15 protein-coding genes are annotated in these 20,168 nt (G+C 36.0%); 6 read left to right on the plus strand and 9 right to left on the minus strand.

Annotation, left to right across the window (positions count from 1 at the left end):
- Positions 1-167: 167 nt before the first annotated feature.
- On the minus strand, positions 168-1,337 hold the full coding sequence (locus J7E52_RS08380) for a DNA cytosine methyltransferase (protein WP_214745084.1): 1,170 nt from the start codon (positions 1,335-1,337) through the stop codon (positions 168-170).
- 223 nt (positions 1,338-1,560) lie between these two features.
- On the opposite strand from J7E52_RS08380, the gene J7E52_RS08385 reads away from it, so the two are divergent.
- The 6 genes from J7E52_RS08385 (at position 1,561) to J7E52_RS08410 (ending at position 12,200) form a co-directional block, all read left to right on the plus strand.
- Entirely contained in the window at positions 1,561-1,983 is a 423-nt protein-coding gene (locus J7E52_RS08385) for a very short patch repair endonuclease (protein ID WP_214744910.1), read from the plus strand.
- Between the two features lie 364 nt (positions 1,984-2,347).
- Positions 2,348-3,199 carry a hypothetical protein gene (locus J7E52_RS08390; RefSeq protein ID WP_214744912.1) on the plus strand — a complete coding sequence of 284 codons (852 nt, stop codon included), beginning with the start codon at positions 2,348-2,350 and terminating at the stop codon, positions 3,197-3,199.
- 421 nt (positions 3,200-3,620) lie between these two features.
- Entirely contained in the window at positions 3,621-5,378 is a 1,758-nt protein-coding gene (locus J7E52_RS08395; RefSeq protein WP_214744914.1) for an AIPR family protein, read from the plus strand.
- A gap of 13 nt (positions 5,379-5,391) precedes the next feature.
- Positions 5,392-7,866, plus strand: a complete 2,475-nt coding sequence (locus tag J7E52_RS08400; protein ID WP_214744916.1) for a UvrD-helicase domain-containing protein — start codon at positions 5,392-5,394, stop codon at positions 7,864-7,866.
- Entirely contained in the window at positions 7,863-10,529 is a 2,667-nt protein-coding gene (locus tag J7E52_RS08405) for a PD-(D/E)XK nuclease family protein (protein WP_214744917.1), read from the plus strand. The genes J7E52_RS08400 and J7E52_RS08405 overlap by 4 nt, the downstream gene beginning before the upstream one ends.
- A 12-nt stretch (positions 10,530-10,541) precedes the next feature.
- Positions 10,542-12,200 carry a UvrD-helicase domain-containing protein gene (locus J7E52_RS08410; RefSeq protein WP_214744920.1) on the plus strand — a complete coding sequence of 553 codons (1,659 nt, stop codon included), beginning with the start codon at positions 10,542-10,544 and terminating at the stop codon, positions 12,198-12,200.
- A 332-nt stretch (positions 12,201-12,532) separates the two neighbouring features.
- Here the strand turns inward: J7E52_RS08410 and J7E52_RS08415 are convergent, their stop codons facing one another.
- The 8 genes from J7E52_RS08415 to J7E52_RS08450 all read right to left on the minus strand — a co-directional run bounded on the left by J7E52_RS08415 (position 12,533) and on the right by J7E52_RS08450 (position 20,119).
- Positions 12,533-14,266: a restriction endonuclease FokI C-terminal domain-containing protein gene (locus J7E52_RS08415; protein WP_214744922.1), complete on the minus strand. Its 1,734-nt coding sequence runs from the start codon at positions 14,264-14,266 to the stop codon at positions 12,533-12,535.
- A gap of 510 nt (positions 14,267-14,776) precedes the next feature.
- Positions 14,777-15,367, minus strand: a complete 591-nt coding sequence (locus J7E52_RS08420; RefSeq protein WP_214744923.1) for a sigma-70 family RNA polymerase sigma factor — start codon at positions 15,365-15,367, stop codon at positions 14,777-14,779.
- Between the two features lie 180 nt (positions 15,368-15,547).
- Positions 15,548-15,703 (minus strand): YvrJ family protein, encoded by a 156-nt coding sequence (locus J7E52_RS08425; protein WP_072273495.1) that lies wholly within the window; start codon positions 15,701-15,703, stop codon positions 15,548-15,550.
- 17 nt (positions 15,704-15,720) lie between these two features.
- On the minus strand, positions 15,721-15,960 hold the full coding sequence (locus tag J7E52_RS08430; RefSeq protein WP_214744926.1) for a hypothetical protein: 240 nt from the start codon (positions 15,958-15,960) through the stop codon (positions 15,721-15,723).
- Positions 15,961-16,323: 363 nt separating this feature from the next.
- A complete protein-coding gene (locus J7E52_RS08435; protein ID WP_214744928.1) occupies positions 16,324-17,163 on the minus strand; it encodes a hypothetical protein in 840 nt (279 codons plus the stop codon).
- An 88-nt stretch (positions 17,164-17,251) separates the two neighbouring features.
- On the minus strand, positions 17,252-17,650 hold the full coding sequence (locus J7E52_RS08440; RefSeq protein WP_214744930.1) for a hypothetical protein: 399 nt from the start codon (positions 17,648-17,650) through the stop codon (positions 17,252-17,254).
- 17 nt (positions 17,651-17,667) lie between these two features.
- Entirely contained in the window at positions 17,668-17,886 is a 219-nt protein-coding gene (locus J7E52_RS08445; protein ID WP_034309806.1) for a helix-turn-helix transcriptional regulator, read from the minus strand.
- A gap of 274 nt (positions 17,887-18,160) precedes the next feature.
- Entirely contained in the window at positions 18,161-20,119 is a 1,959-nt protein-coding gene (locus J7E52_RS08450; RefSeq protein WP_214744932.1) for an oxidoreductase, read from the minus strand.
- Positions 20,120-20,168: the final 49 nt, after the last annotated feature.

Genomic DNA, 20,168 nt, shown 5'->3' on the forward strand with positions numbered 1-20,168 from the left:
ATTATACACTCATTCAACTCCTATTTTTAAAAATCCATCATTAACTATATTTTACTTTAAGTATTGTTACTGAAAACATTCATCGTATTAGATCAGTAAATCCTTGAGTTAAATGCAAAAAAGAGAGTTGCAGAAACAAATTCCGTTAACTCTCTTTCTGTGCTGATTTATAAATTAAAGACAGCTTGTTTCTCTGTTGCTGATATTTCTTCATAAGTGATCTTTTGTTTACCTCTAAGGTTTTCCAGCTGAAGTTTTGGTGCTGGCTGAACATGCTCGTAATCTATTCCGGCAAATGTTTTAAGAATAGCTTCAAATACGATTTGCGCTCCATGTGGTGGTACGGCCATTCCTATTTGTCTGCGTACGGCTTCTTTATTGCCTGCAAATTCAAAGTCATCTGGGAAAGTTTGAAGACGTGCTCGTTCACGATTAGTTAGGGCTCGCAGTTCATCCCAATGATACATATGGGTACCGCCTCCGCCGCTTCCGGTTACAGTATAAGCTGGACGAGTTGGGTCCAATCGCTTGTAAATCGAGCTTAATCTTGCTCCTTTTACTTTTAGCTGCAGGTGTTCTGGAATTCCAGGATACCAAGCGTTGCTACCAGGGGGAATAAAGCTAAGCATTTCTTTCACCTTCGCAGTGTGCCTCGGCATCTCGTTGTTTGGCGCATTTTCAGGAATCGGCGGATTTGTAATGGCTTCATAGGAAGTTTTATATTCAGTAGAAGCAAATGTTGTTGGAGCAGGCACTTTAAACTCTATTCCCTTTTCAGAGAAGTCGTTTCTGATTCCGACAATAATAATACGGTGCCGTGCTTGCGGGACTCCGTATTCTTGGAATTTATATAGGTGTGGAGTTAGTTTATATCCACATTCTTCAAGTTCAGTAAGAATCTGAATAAAGGCTTGTCCTTCATTCGCGCTTTGAAGACCGCCAACATTTTCTGCGACAAAGAACTTTGGCTGATATTCCTTTAACACTTTCACCCCATAAGAATATAACGGGCCGTAAGTGCCGTCTAATCCTTGCTTCTCACCAACCTGGCTGTAATCGTTGCAAGGAAATCCGAAGGCAAAGCAATCGATATCTCCGAGCACTGATTTGTCACCGATGGGCAAATCTTCTACAGGACCGCAATGTACGGATGAATCGTTTATATCCCCACAAATATTTAACCGATAAGTTTCACAAGCTGTCGAATCGTAATCATTTGACCACAAGTGTTCAATTCTCATTTCTTCACCAGTTTCCGGATGAATAACTCGTGCTTTTTTTGCGGCTAAGCTCAGACCACCCGGACCGTTAAAAAGTTCTCCTTTTTTGAAAATCATATGGAACATCGCTCCTTGGTAGTAGTAGTAAAAATAGAAAATATGTTCTTGCATACTGCTATGCTATTTATTCTACACCTTTTTGGAAAAAAAAGCAGCCCTATAAGCTCAAGAATAATTAACTTTATATCGAAGTATTATATAAATGAAAAAAGCATTTCAATTTTGTGTGAATTTCCTTACTAATGGGAATAAGACGAAAAAGAAGAAGTGAGGGATTTCTGTGGGAGATACAATATCTAAAGAGCAGCGCAGAAGAAATATGCAGGCCATTCGTTCCCAGTCAAAGTTAGAAAATTGGGTTTCCCGTGAGCTCTGGATAAGGGGGATACGTTTTAGAAAGAATGATAAATCATTATTTGGCAAACCTGATATCTCCATTAAGAAATATAAAGTTGCCATTTTTATTGACTCTTGTTTTTGGCATGCTTGTGAACTTCATGGAAATAGGCCTAAAAGCAATCAAGAGTACTGGGATAAAAAACTGGCACGAAATAAGGATCGGGACATCGAGGTAGAGGAGTTCTATAGGAAGAATAACTGGAATTTTAAGAGAGTTTGGGAGCACGAGATAAAAGAAAACCCGGATGAAGTGGTTAATAATGTAGTGGATTTTATTAAACGTGCAAAAAATGAAGGCATCTAATCAGGTTTTTAAAGCTCTGGCTATTCCGACCGTATTTTTTTCAGCGTGTCTTTAAGAAAGTGAAGGAAAATATTTAAAAAGGACCGAACAGTATTTTAAAATTTTTATAAATTTCGGCCATTTTTAGCAGTATAATAGACCTATGATCTATTTATAAGAGTGTACACATAATATAAAGCATCGGGGCCACCCTAACCAGCAGGTTCATTTCTCCTATTTTTGTCCTGATTGTCAAAGTACAGTATTGAAAGTTGCCTGGGACTACGGATTAATGAAATTATCTGAGTTTACCATGAGGAATTTAAAACTAGAGATAAGGCAGATCTTTTACTGAAATACGAGGACTATTTTACCGCAAGAGTTATTGTTAAAAGAGCAGCTTTCAAATAGAATTCTTGACCGCCGTGTGATTTATTTTCAGTTTATATTAATAATTAGGATGGGGTGGAATATTATTAATATTTTGTTAGAAAAAAATGATATTAACATTTGCTATGAATTTGCTGTAAAAGCATGGGGCAACCAAAGCCAAAAACATTTTGGTGGTACCCCAAGGACTAAAAAACAATTTATTGCTGATCAAATTGAGGGGAAAATGGCAGAGCTCGTTTTAATGAAATTTTTAGCAAAGAAAGGCTTGAATATAAATCTTGATTTTAAACATTATGAGGGTGAGCATAATACTGATAATGGAGACTTCATGATCGCTTTACAAGACAGGCTGATTGAAACCAGAGTAGATATAAAAGGTTCCTCTAATTTTGCTCAGTGGCTTTTAGTAGAAGACTATAAATTCATTGATCCTCGGACGAAACAACGAAAATCAGATGCATTTGTAATGGTTTGTTTTGGAGATTCATTCCCCGGCAACCGTGCTTTGAGAGAAAATCCTCAGATCATTATAGATCAAGAGTATGAAGCACAGGTAAAAGGATGGGCCGCTTTCGAAGATTTTTATGAAACTGGGGACAGGGGTCAGCTTTGGTTTGAATGGACTAAAGGCAGCTTGCCATGGAATCAAAGGGTGCTTCCAAAAACGTTCCCTTTTAATAGAAGAGGATTAGAGAATTATTTAGCTAAATCATTGCCCAGTATTGAAGAACGCGGGGGAAACACGAGAATAAACATTCAGCTTGATGCAAATATTAATTACGGTTTACCAATAAAATGGCTGCGGACTGACTGGGATGAATTTACTGCTCTTTTTCCTATCTAAAAAAATAGTTGTTTTTAAAAGCTGAAAGCAGATAGCTCGTTAAGATTTGATCATCAAGATTTTAAATAACAAAACTAGTGATTGGGATTTTGTGATATTTAAGAAGCTATATTATATTTTTTATAGCAATATCTGGTTTGCCAAAAAAACTCTTAATATTTTTTTGCAGAAGATTCCGCGTCTTTATAATCCCTTTGCTGATTATTTTTCAAATTTGTAATGTGCGTACAGCCGTCAGATTTTTCAGTCTGTATTTTAGGGAAATTATCTTCCCTCTGATTAAACGTTTTAAAGCAGTACTTTTCCTTATAAATCTTTCTTTATTGTTATAAATTTATAAACTAAGTTTATAAAACAATTTTAATTCGTGATAGCATTTTCCGTAAAATCTAGTAATTCAAAAAGAAAAAGGTGTAATATTTTGGATACAATCGACCATTACTATTTTAATATATTAGACGAAGTGCAAAACAGAGCAGAGATAAACAGCATCGACAGGAAACAAGCTTTTAGTGAAATTATCAGTGATTACTTGGTTGAGGGTGAAGTCTTTGCTTCACCGAGTATTTGTGCATTTAAAAGTCCAAGAGACGGGATATCCATTGACGGCTATGAACTTAGTGAAGAAATGAATACGTTACATGTCTTTATTTCAGATTTGGACAGTGATCCTTGTAACAAAGTCATAAGCAAAGAACAAACCATGAATTTAATACATCAAGCTGAAATGTTTGTTTATACTGCAATAACAGGACAGCTGCATAATATGTCAATCAATTCAATTGAAGACCCGGAAATTTATGATCTAGCCATGACAATCAGTGAGAATAGCCAGTCAATTCGGCATGCTTCTATACATGTTCTTACAAACCGCATCTGCGAATTAGAAGACATTTTGCCGGAAGAAGATATCGAGACCACCCAGACAACTTATCACATTTGGGATTTAAGAAAGCTATATAGTTTCAATATTGAAGGCAAACAAATGGATGAGTTGCACATTAAGTTGAACGAACAGTTTAACGAATCATTGCGCCTTATAAAGACACCGGTTGTCAATAATACATACGAATGCTACATAGGCTATGTTTCAGGATCTTTGCTTGCAAAGGCTTATGAATATTACGGGAACCGTTTAATGGAAAGAAATGTCCGCTCTTACCTACAAGCAAGGGGCAAAATAAACCGCGGAATTATTTCTACAGCCAAAAATGATCCCACTATGTTTATGGCTTACAATAACGGATTAACAACTATTGCAGAAGAAGTTAAATTTTCCCAAGAAGAAAAAAGCGGTTTTGTAGAAATCAGTGAACTTATAGGCTGGCAGATAGTGAATGGAGGTCAAACTACGGCTTCATTATACAGAGCATACACATCAAAAGAAGATTTGTCAGAAATCTTTGTACAGATAAAATTAAATGTGATTAAGGATATGGGTCAGAAAGATGAATTGATCTCAAAAATATCTGAGTATGCGAACAGCCAAAATAAAATTTCTATTTCTGATTTGCGCTCTAATGATGCTTATCAAGCTGATTTGGAACGCTTGTCCTATAAAACACCGGTTCCACATACTGCAGATCCTGCAACAAAGTGGTTCTATGAAAGAACGCGCGGGCAGTACAATGTAGAACTCAATCGGCATGGTGTTACTCCTGCCAAAAAAAGAGAATATCAAAAGGAGTTCCCAAAGAATCAAGTTATTACTAAAACAGAAGCTGCTAAATACATGATGAGCTGGGAACAGTTCCCGCATATTGTAAGTAAAGGGGCCGAAGCTAACTTTCTTGAATTTTGCAACAAAGTCAGAGAAGAGAAGATAAAAGCAGATGAGGGGTACTTCCGTCATTTGATTGCTAAAGGCATATTGTTTAGAGAGACAGATAATTTAGTAAAGTCACTCGGTTATAAAGGCTACAAAGCAAATCTTGTAACTTACTCAATTGCAGCAATTTCTTTTTTGAAAAAAGAAAATCTAGACTTTGATAAGATATGGAATCGTCAAAAAATCGATGACGAGTTAAGAAAAGAGATAGAGTTGATAATTTCATTCTCATGGAAACACATTACGAATCCGCCTCAACAAGGAGCTAACGTAACGCAATATTGTAAAAAAGCGGGTTGCTGGGAATCATTTCAGGAAAAGCTAAAAAAACAAAGCTTGGTTTCGCTTTAGGAGAGGGAAGAACATGGAGCAGGTTTATTCAGAATTAATAATTGCTAAAAGCCGACTAATTGATATACAGGACATTTATAGAAAAGTTATGTCCGGGACGAAAATTATCATTTTAACAAATCAAGAGGTTAATTGGCCGGATAAAGAAAACGAGAAGCTTTTGAAAAAGAGTATGATGTACCAAGTACATTGTGATGACGATTTTTTATTTGAACAAAATTATTTGTCTTATCAAAATGGCAAGGGTTTTGACCATATTTATGAAGAACTTAAAAGTTATTTTCCAACCTTTAACGCCGAGCAATATATAATTGAGCACAATACTAAAGAGGAGTCTGTTTTGGTTGCTGCTGGGGCAGGGGCAGGAAAGACGACGGTTATGGTTCAAAGAGTCTTGTTTTTAATGAAACATGAGAGCATATCTCCCGAGAAGATCGCAATGATTACCTTTACACGTGAGGCAGCAAAGAATATGTTTGAAAAACTGAGTGAGGCTCTTTTCCTCCGATTTAAAATTACCCAAAGAGCAGAATATCTAAGAGATATTGAAAAATTAAATGGTATCCAAATTAGCACTATTGATTCATTTCTGTATAAGATGTTTCGGCAGCTTGGCGGCGGGCATGGGCTGAGTCCTAATGTGCGAATTCGTAATTATAAGCAGGAGCGAAAGGAACTGATTGAACAAGCCGTCGATGCATTTATTAGTGAATATACAGATAAAGTTGGGGAAAGCTCATATTTTGATCGGCTTCTTTCCAACATTCGTGACTATGAGTTAATTAAATTAATTGATGACTTTTGGACAGAGTTTGAAAAAAAAGGAGTGCAAATACAGTCTAAAGAAGAACTTGATTCGTTATTCGGCCAAGTAGATGAAGTGCACAAACCATTGCAAGATTTAATTGTCCAAGTGCTGGCTGAGTGTGAAAAATCTTTCAGCAAAATACAGGGTGACGATAATGCAGTAACTCTAAGTTATATGTCTAGAATAATTGATCAGCTTCTAAAGAGTAATTCTTATTTATTCAGAAACATCAGCTTGCCCTATGAGTACTTATTTATAGATGAGTTTCAGGACAGCAGTGACTTTCAAATTAAATTGGCTCAAATGATGAGGCAACAATTGGATGTCAGTCTTTTTGTCGTAGGCGATATAAAACAGTCTATCTATCGGTTTAGAGGTGCCGACGATAATGCTTTTAACAAAATTAACCCTAATGGATCTGCCGTGAAGGAGAAAGTTTTCTCTGAGTTTTCTTTAAATCAAAATTATCGTTCCAACAAAGATCTTTTATCACTCTTGGACAAAAAATATTTTTCTAATTGGGGAAGCGAATTTAAGTATGGAGAAAATGACCGGTTAATATCTTTTAAAGTTAAAGAAGAAGGAGCAATCCCGTTATACATTAAACCTCTGAATTATGAAGAAAAAGATGAATGCGGTTCAACGGTAATTAACTGGCTAAAAATTGCAGCGAAGCAAACTCAAGGGAAGGAAAAATCTAAGATCGCAGTATTGACTCGTACTAGAAGAGAAGCTCGATTAGTGGCAGAATGGTGTGCGGATGAACAAATACCTTATCATTTAGATATCGGCGGCACTTTATTTGAAAGTGAAGCTACCCGCGACCTAAACCGTCTTCTGCGCGCTCTTTTATATCCAAATGATACACGCTATATTTCGGATTATTTGACTACCCCTTACAGTCAATTTTATTTGGAGCCATCTTTTCTTTTTTCTGCAGATGGAAAAAAAGAAGAGTTATTAAAGTTGTTAGATGATTACACAGTTCAGCTAAAAAAATATCAAGTAGAAGCTCGAAGAATTCCAGTTTTATCTTTATTAAGAATAATTACAGAGGAAACTGAAGTTGTTAACAGATATTACGAGCGGCAGAAAAAGCAAGGGCTCAGCCCCGAGGATGCGAAACGAAAAGCTCTGTCATATGAATTAAATCTTGGCCGTTTATTTGATTTGATGGTCCAGCAGCTCAGTAATGATTATATATCTCTTCCATCGCTTTTATCATGGTTAAACATTCAATTAAAGACGAATAGAAATGAAGATGAAGCCAAAGATGAGGAATTAACCAAAAATGCAGTGAATATTTTAACTGTCCATCGTGCTAAAGGATTGGAATACCATACAGTTATTATACCGTTTACGGACAGATATTTTCATACGACCCTTTTTAAAAGTGGAGTTGTTTTTAATACTAAAAAAACAAAAGCAGGCTGGAAGTTTGTTGTAAATAGAAGCAAACAAGCAAACTCAGAAAAACTAAATTATTATAACAATGAATACGGAAACTTGGATGATATTGAGCGGAAGGCAATTACGGCTGAAGAATTAAGGTTGCTGTATGTAGCAATGACTCGGGCAGAACAACAGTTGTGGATTATCAAATATACAGCTAAAACAAAAGAATGCTGGGCAAAATATCTTCCTGTTTATAATTCACCAGAAAGTGAGAAGTTTCTATGAATAATGTAAAGATAGTTACATATTCTAGTCCACAAGATTCTGTAATATCTGAAATCTGTGACCGTGAAGATGTTCTCCATATTTGTGCAACTGCAAGTCTTACAGAAGCGATGATAGGGAAATTTAATAAGCGCGAGAATGTTATTTCTGCTAAGTGGTTTATCGATGCCCTCCTTGATAAATGGATGGACATATCTACGAAATTAGAGCAAATGATGAGTTTATCAGAACTTGTTCGAAAAGGTTCAAAGGAAAATTTAAAAGATGAGCCGATCACACGGGCTGTTCGCCGCCATAAATCAGATGCATTATTAACAATTAGAATGCTGACAGAGGTTGGGATTAGACCGCAGGACTTAAATGAGTTCGGAAAAACGGAATATGAAAAAGAACTCTCAAGACTGTGGGAGAAAATGGTTGAAAAAGATGAAGAAAGCGGCCACTTTAAAAAATTAGGATTATTCAATTTTGCAATAAAACGTCCATCTGTTTTAAAAATGATGATAAATGAACGGCTGAAAGAGAAGTATAATAAAGATATAGAAAATGGAGATAGACTTAAAGTATGCAAAGACAAGCTGAATTTAGAAGGTTCCGTTGTTTTACATGGATTCTACTTTCTTACGCCTATTCAGCAAAGCGTCTTTCAGACTTTGAAAAAAGCAGGGGTTAATATTACTTTTCTTCAACTTTATAATCCCGAATACCCTGAAACATTTTCATTTATTGAAAATGTTTTAGGGGAAGAGAACGGGTGGATTCCCAAATCTGATTGGATAGTACAGAAAGAAGATGAAAACAAGCAACATATATTAGCCCCGAAGGTTGCTGGTTTTTTTGAAGATCGTCCCAGTATGCATCAAGAAGAACATGATAAGAAAAGAGTTACTCAAGTTTGCTATAAAAACGTGTATCAGTGGATGAAAGACTTCAAAAAAGATATTGAAAAATTGGAAGAAGGGCCTCACCATTTAACGGTTATAAATCAAGAGCTCAATACCAGGATAGAAGAATTTTTTCCAGAGCATTCTCTGTCGGAACGAAATTTTCTTTCTTATCCAGTTGGTCAATACTTGCTTCATTTGCATAAAATTTGGGATCAAGAAAAGAAAAAACAAGAGGTAGATCTTATAACCCTTCAGGAATGTTTCGTCTCGCCGTGGCTTCACACTTTGGACAGAGTTACAGGCGAGAAAAGATTTGCATCGGATTATGTATACCAAATGCAGTTTCTTGACAACTTCTTCCCTCCTAAAATGACCATGCAGGAATGGAAAGTGAGTGTAAGAAAGTTAATTAAGGATACAGAAAGCAGCCCTTTTTTAATAAGAGATATTCCAGGAAAACCTGAGCATCATAGATTTTTAGATGAAATAAAAAATCCTATAAAAAAAGTAGCTCCTTATTCCATCCCAGCTGAGGATTGGAAGCTAATATTAGAATTTCTTAGTATTATGGATTCTCACATCAAAATTCTGTTTAATGACATGGATCATCTTTTCTCCTTCAAAGAATATTTTGGTCTTCTTGATCAAATTATTACAAAGCAGTTGCCGGAAGAAAAATTATTAAAGCATGAAAAGGAAATGCTGAATAGAATAAAAAAAATATCTTACTACTATGAATCAAGCCCAAACGGAAAGCGGTATCATATTGAGGATATTGCGGAAGCCGTGCATCTGCTCCTCTCAGCTGAATTTGAAGAGGAGCCTAGCCCAGAAGTGAAACAGGAAAAAAAAGCTCTCCGTATTCGATCATTTGCTGAAATAGATGGAATTATTTTTGATGAAAAACGAAATATTCATGTATCCGGCATGGATGAATTTTCTTTTCCTCATGCTGAGTCATCCATCCCTTGGCCTCTTACTATTGAGACAGTTAAAAACTTGTCTGACAAAGTTGATTCTTTAAACGTGATGGTAATAAGAGAAGAACATAAGGATATAATTCCTAGATTCCTTTTCTATATTCTTTTATCAGGAGATCAGGAGCTCACGCTTTCTTGGTTAAGAGAGCGCGGCGATAAAAATTCCCTTGGTTCTTCTTTCTATCTTAAGATCTTGGAAGAGGTAGATCAAAAATCGGAAAGTTATATCGAGGAGATTAAGGATCCAACTACTCCTTCTAAGGAATTAAAGAATGAGACTGCAGTCTACAGTTCTGAACTAAGTCATTATTCTGATTATGCTTTATCAGAATTAAATATTTGTCAGCGGAGATTTTTTTACAGTTATCTGACACAGCCGTTTAGTGTATATACTTCTGACTTTCATTACAGCTTTATATACGGAAATTTGTACAAGTTACTTTCTAAATTCGACCCTAAACCCGCTTCTTTAATAGAAGATGTTTTTCCTTATTGGACTAAATTTAAGCAAAAGGCGAAAGCAGCTACCGCAGAAAGTTACAGTAATGAGCGAATTCAATCTTTTGAGTTTGCCGGCGAAAATCATCAAGCCTTAAGTGGGATAAAATATTTAATTAACCTAAGTAATAAGGAAGAAGGCTGGAGGAGAGCTTGGAAGAATGAAGGGTATAATTTAACTCAATCTTCTATTGAGCTATTTAAAGCAAACCCAAGTTCCAGCTGTAAGTACTGTCCTCATGAAAATTTTTGTCCATCAGCGAGATACGCGGTTGATGATGAGAGATATGAAGGGTAGGGAGGAAAGAACATGAACAGAGAAGTTGCTAAAGATTCTAGTTCTAATCAACTTACTTGGAATTCTTTTTTGAAATGGGTGTCTTCTTCTAAATCAATTCACCATTCTTCTATTGAATATCAGACAGAAAAGCTCCTACACAATATTACTTTAACGAAGAAGCAGGTAGATATAGTATTAAAGGATAGTAAGTTTCTAATGATTAAGGGTGGAGCAGGAAGCGGAAAGAGCCTGTCTCTTATCTCAAGAATGATGGGCAGAATGCTTGAAGAGGACTCGGGACGGTACCTTTATGTAACATATAACGAAAAACTCATTTACGATATGTATCGCCGGCTTAAACAATCGCCTTATTATGAAGCTATAAAGGAGCGTCATATTGCTAAGAATAATGTCCAGTTTTACACATTTCACTATGCAGTAAAAAAATTACTTGATGAAGTGAATATTTTCATTCCTGAATTCAGCACATCACCTCAGCAACTGCAAAGAAGTAATGATATGATGATTCGTCAGCTTCACCGTGTAATACAGGTCCTTGATACAGAAGAGTTCGCAGATATGCCTGCTATTCACAAGATCAGAAAAGAGAAAAATGTGGACTTCCTGAGAGATGAATTTTTATGGATGAAGGCAAATAACTATCTTACTGAAAAGGATTATATTAAATTTGAGCGTGCAGGTCGCGGTAATTTGCCCTGGATTTCCCGTGAACAAAGACGGACAATTTTTAAATTATTCGAAAAATACAGGGAAGAACAGGTTTCTGTATTTCACGGAAGGTTAGATGCAGAGGATTACGCATTACAGCTGATTCAAAATATACGAAGTATACCAGACTCCTTAAAATATGATCATATTTTTATTGATGAAGCTCAAGATTTTCAACCAATGCAACTCTATGCTTTAGCACTTTTAACCAAAGGAACATTGACTATCTGCGGGGACGACAAACAAAAAATTTATAAAAACAGTCCTTATTCTTACAGTAAACTGGGGATTGAAATTGATAGGAGCAACAGCTACGTACTTGAAGGGATTTTTCGCTCTACTCAACAGATTATGACCTTGGCAAACTCTCTGCAATTTAACAGGGGGGAAGAAGAGAACCTAGAAAATGAAAAGTATAACAGCGAAGGCTACATCCCAAAGTTATTGTATTTCCCGTCTTATCATTCTCAAATCCAGTTTATCATCAAAGATATTCAAAAAGTGAAAAAACAGTACCCGGGAGAGACTGTAGCGATTATTCATCGTTTTCAAAATATAAGGCTTGAAAATGAATTAAGGACAACTTTAGGAAGGCACTTTTTAACTAATAGAGTAGATGAAAAAAACGAAGCAGGCTCAGGGCAGCATGTTTATGTAACTGATGCTTATTCAGTAAAAGGTTTGGAGTTTGATCATGTTTATATAATTAATTTTGATCGAAATAATTACCCGCTTCAAACAGAATTATCTTCATTAAAAAAATATAATAAGGACTCATATAATACAAGTCATTACGAAGAGGATATGAAGCAGATCTACGATAGGGAGAAACGAGTACTGTATGTTGCCCTAACGCGGGCAAAGAAAACAATAACTCTTAGCTATAACGGTTCTGATTGGGAAAGTGTCTCCCCTTTTGTTTTTGACTTTGTTCCAGGAGATTATAAGTTTTCTAAATAATAAACAGACAACCGCTGGGATATATCGTCTTAATTACAAAATATCTGCACCAAACTTGAGTGTGTATTTTTTTAAAACTAAAGGATATTGAAATCAAATCATTAGCCAATGTTTTTAATCATACAGAACCTTACAAATTGGGAGGTGGAAACGAAATGCATACAGCTGGACAATGAAAAAAGTATCCAGGAAAGAAAAAAATGAAGATCCTACAGAAGGGCCAAACGGCTCTTTATATCGGCACTAACTACAATATTAAAGAAGACAGTTAATATTTAACTGTCTTCTTTTTTTGCAATAATTTATCTATTTGTTTTAAAGCGTAAAGCAAATTAAGAATCACTGGAATTAAGTTCATTAATATTTGCTTTAGTTATTACCATACTGGATGTAAACAAGTTATAAAGCGACTCTTGACTAAAATGCTTTTTTCGATGAAATTCCAGCAAGTACAGTAAATCCTCAGCAGTTATACCACACCCTTTTGCCCCGGTTTTAGTTTCAATTCTTCGTAAATTTTTTTCGAAGCTTTTACCGAAACTTTCTGCAACGTAAATGAAGAATTTAGCTTTGTAGGATGGAATATAACCGCTTTCTTCCACAGAAATCCTGTTAAAATGGTCATTAGGAATACTATATCCGCTCTCTGCTTTACAATCGATTAATCCATTTAAATTTAATATTTCAATCACCACATCAGGAGATTTTCCTTCTTTTCCTGTCCATCTTGCTTTGTCCTGGCCGAGCAGCTCCATAAAAATTTTCGTTGTTGTTTTTTCGAAGTCTCTTGCAAACGTTCTGCCGCTCTTTGAATAAATTAGATACTGTTCCGAAAAGTAATCTGAAGGTTCTTTTTTTAAAACCTCGTTAACCACTTTATTTGCTGTTTCTTCTGAGGTCCCGGTGCTTCTAGCAAGAAGAGTAATAAATTTCTTATCGATCATTTCTGCAGTCATAGGGTTGTTTTGAAGTTCTTCTGCCAGTTTAATTTTCAAAGCAATTTCACCGCTTTTACGATTGGAAGATTGAGAATGGGTAAATTTCGATTTGGATGGATCCATTCCCAGCCGCTGTTGAAACTCAATCTCTCTTCCCAGTTCGTATTTAAAAGTTCTTGGTTTTTTATTAAGTCTTTCTTCCACTTCTTCAATAACTTCTAGGTCGGATTTTAACCAGAAGGACCCTTTAGAACGCTCAATAAAACCGCTGATTTCAATATTATTGATAAAAGTATTAGCGATATTGTTGTACAATTCACTTGGGCTCAAAGCAATGCCGCTTTTCCGATGATCGACGATAAGTTGAACAACCTTATCCAAATCACTGTCTTTTTTGGCCATTGGGATCACAAACTCCGCAAGTTCTTTCTGAGTTATCCTAATTACACCGTCATCCTCCAATATAGATCCATCATCGACCAGTACTTCTCTCATTAATAGGTTGAACAGAAAGCGATACGGAAAGATTTCAATTTCTTCATCCATTTTAATAGAAGCCGAGTAAGGTGACGGATAACGGAATTGAAATAACTGCTCGGTCAAAACGCTTGCAGGATCAGTTGCCGTAAGCAGTCTTTCACCTTGATACGTTAATTGAATACACCCATTTTCATCAAAAAAATAAAGTCCTAAGGCCGCGATTAAAGCCACATCTGTTCGTGCACCGCCGGGGCTTGAATCAACAAAACCCCCGATTGATTTCCCTCTTAAACCGTCAATTTGCAGGTGCTCATCGCGTTTTAGGTGATTTGAGCGATCACCTTTCCATTTGGAACCGATAATTTCATTTTTAAAATCAGATCTAATCATCTGAGAAAGACCTGTCCATTTCCTGACAGATCTGGGGATCATCCAATAATCAATTACTTTTGATTCTTTTGATTTCGGCATATTATCTTTTGTGACTTCTACATTTCCCATTCTCACCACGTCACTTTTTTCAATCATTGCGGTGTTACCGACTTTTATAATTGATATATTTTTTTTTTTTGCTAACTTCAATACTGATACTTGGGATAACATTAACAGCTTTGCTGCTTCAGCTACAGAAATAAGCTTATTTTCCATGAAGAAACACTCACCTTTAAATTAATTATGTATTATTTCGATGTTTCGATCTTACCACAGCTAATTTTAATTTTGACAGCTGTTTTAAATTTTTAAGCTGAACTTTGTTGTCAGGCCAGAAGACCAGAGGGTTTTATTTAATATGACCAAGGATATTTGTGAATGTCGACTTCATTATTACTTTGAACGGAAGGCTAAGTAAAAGAACCCATCCTCAAAAAAGAGACATTCCCAAAAGGAGTGTCTCCACTACTTATTGTTGGTTTTAAAACAGAAATTGTGCAGTAGCCGTATTCCTGGCATCAAAAGGTACTGAAGAATAATACCATCTTCAATCTTAATCTTATATTTTTATTTTTTAGGATGCCAAGGGCCTTCAGCAGATGGGTTCCACACAATGAAAACATTTATTTGAAAAAATTTCGAAACTTCATTTCGCATTAATATGGGAGCTAATTTTTGTGGTTCCTAAGGGGAGTGTGGTTGCAGGCAAAAGGAGGGGACAAGTAACTATTTTTCTTGAAGGAGGTTCCTTAATTTATTAATTGCTAGTTTGTGGTTTTTAGAAACTGCCTGCTGAGAGATGTTCATTATTACCGCTATTTCTTTAAATGCCAAATTATCAACATATTTTAACTTTAGTGTTTTCTTTTGAGTATTGGTTAATTGGGATAGAGCGTTGGCAATTTCCTTATCTGAGGTAATATCTTCGATGGATTCGGCATCTCCATTATAAATCTCATCATATCCTTCTTCTTTAACTTCAATCGTGTTTAATAAGGGGATAGACTCATCATTTTCAGCATTTAGAATGATAGGGAAATTTTTATTTTGATCGTTAATATTTATATCATATTTAACTGCTGTAAAATGTATGCTTTTGGATATGAGCGATACAAAACGAATATAAAATAAATGTTTTTTGAATTCTTCATCTAATTTATTCTTGTTTTTGCTTGAAGGAGTACATATGGCTTTTTTATACAGTGCATAATTTTTTTCTTCTTTTAAAAAGGACTTTATAATCTTATTATTTATAAACTTTTTATTGTTATCTTCAAACTCGAAAAGTTGATTGCTGCAACAATCAGATTTCGTCATTATCATCACCTCTTTTTTGTGGATAATACTTTACTATTTTATTAGAGATTTCTGATGTCCGTTGAACTAAATCAATCAGAAAATCTCTGTCTTCATTGGAGAGTGAGTTGTCATCTAAACATTTTGTGATAAATGTTTGTGTATTTCTTACTTCGCAAAAACACTTGAAAATATTTGGATTCATTTTCTCTCACCTCGAATATTATTTCCTAATTCCACAATAGCTTTTTCAAGCTTTTCCAATTTCTTTTCGAACCTAATAAAAAGATATAAGGCAACAAAGATTGGAAATCCGAAATTACCAATTATATTAACAAGGGTCGTGTAAGTTTCCATATAAGAACCCCTCCATTTTATTTCTTTTTGTGATATTTAGTTTGAAACTCAAAAAATCCTGGAGTTTTATCAACGTCGTATCTATTTACGATTTTAATAATCAAAATAACTAATTCTTGAGTTAAATCTTCTCTTTCTTGTAGTTTTGTTTGGAATAATGATTTCAGAATTTTAGGTTGAAATAAAAAGATAACCGGCTCTAACTTATGAGGTTTAGACTTAGCTTCACTCACCAATTCATATAAATCTTTATTCATTTTATATCCTCCTTAACATCTATAACATTGGTTGTTATTTAGTTGAATAATACTATAATTAGTTATTTATTCCTATTTCATATAATAAAATAATTGGAGCATATGTTTGTTAATGTTCCTTTTTTAACCTAGTTATAATAGGGTAGTTTACAGCTCAAATAGGTAATAATCAGGATTTAAAAATATAACTATCCACATTACCATTGTTACCTGCAGCACAACCAGAATATTAGAATTTTCCCCCTTCTCTTCTTAAAGTCCGAAAGTCTCAAATAAAACAACCATTTTAGTGATTTTCTAAATTTATTTGTTTAGTATTTTAAAATAGAAAAAGAGACTGCCTAAGCTAGACAGTCTCCGAAATTATTTTGATGGACATTCTTTTGGTCTTGCAGCACCAGGAACACACATTCTACAGGTCCATGCAGCACCTACAACTGCAACTGAACATACTGCACATACAATACAAGAAAGTGGATTAAAACAAGTACAGCACCCACCAAGACAACTTCCATAAGTAATTAAACAACTATTCCAAGTAGAACATCCTCCTAATTGTTTGTTCATACATGCTGTCCATGATAGAGAACAAGAATCTGCCTGGATTGTAACGATTTCTCCATTTTCATAAACAAATGTTCTTTCATTACCAATTAAAATAACTGGTGTCATATTACTTTCATCAATAGAAAGCATACCAATTAAATTTTCCTTTTGGTATAAAGGAAGAGAAAATATATTTAGGGACTCTGAAAGTACTTTACCCTCTTTATCTTCTAAATACTTGGTGTTCTGAATGACATACTCTTCATCATTGTTTAAAGTATAACCTTCGTTAATAAGGTGCTTTGATAATTTGTTAAATTCCCAATTTGAATTAGCGAGTTTACGTAGATCTGTTAATAGGATATCATCTTTAGTTTTAGTTGCAACGTTATAAAGGTAGGTCCCATTAACTTCGGTGTAATGTACTTCACCATCTAATCCTTCGTGTGTTTTCACAGGCATAGTAAATTGCTTACCAATCGTACTTTCCATTTTTGCAACTTTGCCTTCATTTAACACAGAATAATCAATTTCGTTTGCCTGCAACTTACTAAAGTCAGCTGCAAGATTAAATTGGGCTGTTACTTTTTCCTGGATTTTCTCTTTAAACGATTGTTTTTCTAGCGCATTTAAAGATAATGATTTAATGATTGTCATTTAAAATCCTCCTTATAATTTTTTACCTTTCAATCTATAAGGGAGGATTTACTAACTTTTTTACAACCTCACTGAAGTTTTATTTAGATTAGTGTACAAAACCTTGAACAATTTGGGAAATCATAAAAACCAACAAACTTGAAATAATAGCTCCGACCAAAATATTATAGCCTGAAATGAAATCATTATAGAATCCAATTGTTCCAATCAATAAAAAAATCAGAATAAAAACATATGATATAGAGAGAGAAACTAGAATTTTACGAAAAATACGTTGATCTGCAACAACGTAACTACTGTTCCACTTATCATTTTTTTTCTCGACTAAGAAATTAATTACTTGATAACCAATAACAAGAGAAGCTATTCCCCACATAACCCAGAAATTACTTCCTGATTCATCTACCAAAATTGAATAACATGAATATCCAAAGCCTAAGAATAAGCATATATAACCAACTAAAATCATCCACTTTTTCAAACGCATAAAGATCCCTCCTGAATTTAATCTGTTTTTTCTTCTAAAAAGAATAATTTATCAATTGGTTCATTTAATACAGCAGAGAGCATCAAGACAATTCCTATTGAGGGTTCGTATTTTTGCTTTTCCAAAGCAACAATGGTTTGTCTGTGTACACCTATTCGATCCGAGAGTTCTTCTTGAGTAAAATCATGTAATCTTCGAAAATATCGCACGTTGTTTTTTACTTTTCCTCTTTTCAAATTTTTCACCTCTTATGTATAGTATTATATACAAAATGGATTGAAAAAAATACATTTTAAAGAATAAAAGGAATTGAATTGGAGATAAAGAGAAAAAATAGAGTATATACTTTGTTAAATATAAGTTGTTGCTGTTGTTTTATATTAAGTTTAAAGTATTTGGATTCAAATTTTTTGATACAGAGTTAGACAATAAGATCAAAACCAATGAGCCACTAATGCTAGACCTATATGATCAAAAAAGAGACATCCCACCAAAGGAATGTCTCTCTCCTTATAAACTTATAGCACTCATCATCCCTTCATGCGTCGCTTCTTCGATGGTACGCGGTCCCAGACAATCCCCAATCTGCTTCACAACGGGAGCATGGCCTTTCATTTCTTCGAATAGTTCTGTGTTGGGAATGCGGCCAAGGGAGAGGACGATGGAGTCCCAGTTTGTTAGTTCTTGTTTTTGTTGGGTGAATAGGTTCCGGATGATGACGTGATTCTCTTTGATTGCCCCGATGTCGTAATGGGGTAGGAGTGTGACGTTTAGGTTGTATAGTTTTTTTAGGTATTCATTTCTGAGATATTGGTGGACGGTTTCACCGATGTGGAGTCTGGCTGATATGAGTGTTACTTGGTGTCCTTTTTCGGCTAGATAAATGGCTGCTTCCATGCCAGGCCAGTCTCCGCCAAAGTCGAATACGAGTACGTTGTCTCCAACTTTTTTAGTTGAGCTGAAGAGGTCATCCATCATGATAACTCGTGAGTCATTTATTCCCTCGATTGCTGGTCTATAGGGCCTTGAGCCGGTTGCACAGATAATGGCGTCCGGTCTCGATTCGGATATTTCTTGGGCGGTGGCCGTCTTTCCTAATTGTACATTTATATTGCTTCTCATTAGTTTCCGGGAGTAGTTATCGAGCATCGATTCTGCGAGTTCATGCCGCATGGGTGCTTTGCGCATGGTGCGGAGCAGGCCGCCGATTGATTTGCTTTGATCCATCAGTGTAACGGAATGTCCTAGATAGTCAGCAGTAATGGCTGCCTGTAATCCGCCAGGTCCGGCGCCGATGACCAGGACATTCTGTTTGTTTCTTGTTTTCTTTAATTCTGGTAATATCCATGCTTCTTTACCCGTTGTCGGGTTTTGGACACAGCCAATTGGCAGTCCTTTATGATAGTGACCGATACAGGCTTGTAAGCAGCCTATGCATGCATCGATTGTTTGCAGGTCTCCGCTTTTTGCTTTGTTGGGCATGTCTGGGTCGACGATTAAGGCTCTGGTCATTCCCACGACATCGGCTTTTCCGGTTGATACGATCTGTTCCGCTTCAACGGGGTCGACGATTCGATTACCGACAAAGACCGGAACCGCTCCTGCCATTCTGATTTTGAATCCATGTGGAGATAGGTAAGCGTGCTTTATCGGTGAGGGCGGCACGATATGAGTTGATCCCTCGAAGGTGCTTGAATCCCCGGCTGTGACATTGATGAAATCCAACCGGACTTTTTCCGCGAGATATTCGACGATTTGCACGGAATCCTTCATCGTTGTCCCGTCCATCGTCAATTCATCTGAGCTCATGCGAATGCCGACGGTAAAGTCTTCTCCCACTCTTTCCCATACTTTCTCCAATATTTCCACGATGAATCGCATCCGATTTTCAAAGGACCCGCCATAGAGATCGGTGCGTTTATTTGTCTGCACCGACCAAAACTGGGCAGGAAGATATCCGTGTGAACAGCAAATTTCAACTCCATCAAGTCCGCCTTCCTTTGCCAGCTGTGCTGAATGGGCGAAGCCTTCAATCACTCCTTCAATATCTTCCAGGCTCATTGGTTTTGGCATGACGCCGAAGCGCAGGCTGGGAACGGCAGATGGCGCCCATGCCGCATTTCGATAGTCGCTCGATACAACTTCCCTTCCGCCATGAAATAGCTGGGAGAATACCTTCGTTCCATACTTATGGAGCGTTTCGGAAATCTCTTTGTAGGCATCGACAATTCTTTGGTCATATCCTGCGATCGTTTTGGACGTAAGCATGCCGGATGGATGTACGGATGCTGCTTCAAGGATGATCAATCCGACGCCCCCTTTAGCACGGGCTTCATGATAGGCCACCATATCCGAAGTGGGGATTCCGTCCGTGACATGATTTGTTTGATGTGCTGTACTTAAGATCCGGTTTTTTAATTCAGTAGAACCGATCGTTAACCGGGTAAACAGATTCTTGAATTGAGCCATGATCATGACCACTCCCTAATTTTAGATAGAATGAGAGTATAGATGGCAC

This window comes from Bacillus sp. ISL-34 (assembly GCF_018613325.1).
Classification (GTDB): Bacteria; Bacillota; Bacilli; order Bacillales; family DSM-1321; genus Peribacillus.

Coding starts and splice junctions, on each gene's coding strand:
- J7E52_RS08380 (WP_214745084.1), bottom strand. CDS start 1,337: ATGATTTTCAAAAAAGGAGAACTTTTTAACGGTCCGGGTGGTCTGAGC.
- J7E52_RS08400 (WP_214744916.1), top strand. CDS start 5,392: ATGGAGCAGGTTTATTCAGAATTAATAATTGCTAAAAGCCGACTAATT.
- J7E52_RS08405 (WP_214744917.1), top strand. CDS start 7,863: ATGAATAATGTAAAGATAGTTACATATTCTAGTCCACAAGATTCTGTA.
- J7E52_RS08410 (WP_214744920.1), top strand. CDS start 10,542: ATGAACAGAGAAGTTGCTAAAGATTCTAGTTCTAATCAACTTACTTGG.
- J7E52_RS08415 (WP_214744922.1), bottom strand. CDS start 14,266: ATGGAAAATAAGCTTATTTCTGTAGCTGAAGCAGCAAAGCTGTTAATG.
- J7E52_RS08420 (WP_214744923.1), bottom strand. CDS start 15,367: ATGACGAAATCTGATTGTTGCAGCAATCAACTTTTCGAGTTTGAAGAT.
- J7E52_RS08425 (WP_072273495.1), bottom strand. CDS start 15,703: ATGGAAACTTACACGACCCTTGTTAATATAATTGGTAATTTCGGATTT.
- J7E52_RS08430 (WP_214744926.1), bottom strand. CDS start 15,960: ATGAATAAAGATTTATATGAATTGGTGAGTGAAGCTAAGTCTAAACCT.
- J7E52_RS08435 (WP_214744928.1), bottom strand. CDS start 17,163: ATGACAATCATTAAATCATTATCTTTAAATGCGCTAGAAAAACAATCG.
- J7E52_RS08440 (WP_214744930.1), bottom strand. CDS start 17,650: ATGCGTTTGAAAAAGTGGATGATTTTAGTTGGTTATATATGCTTATTC.
- J7E52_RS08450 (WP_214744932.1), bottom strand. CDS start 20,119: ATGGCTCAATTCAAGAATCTGTTTACCCGGTTAACGATCGGTTCTACT.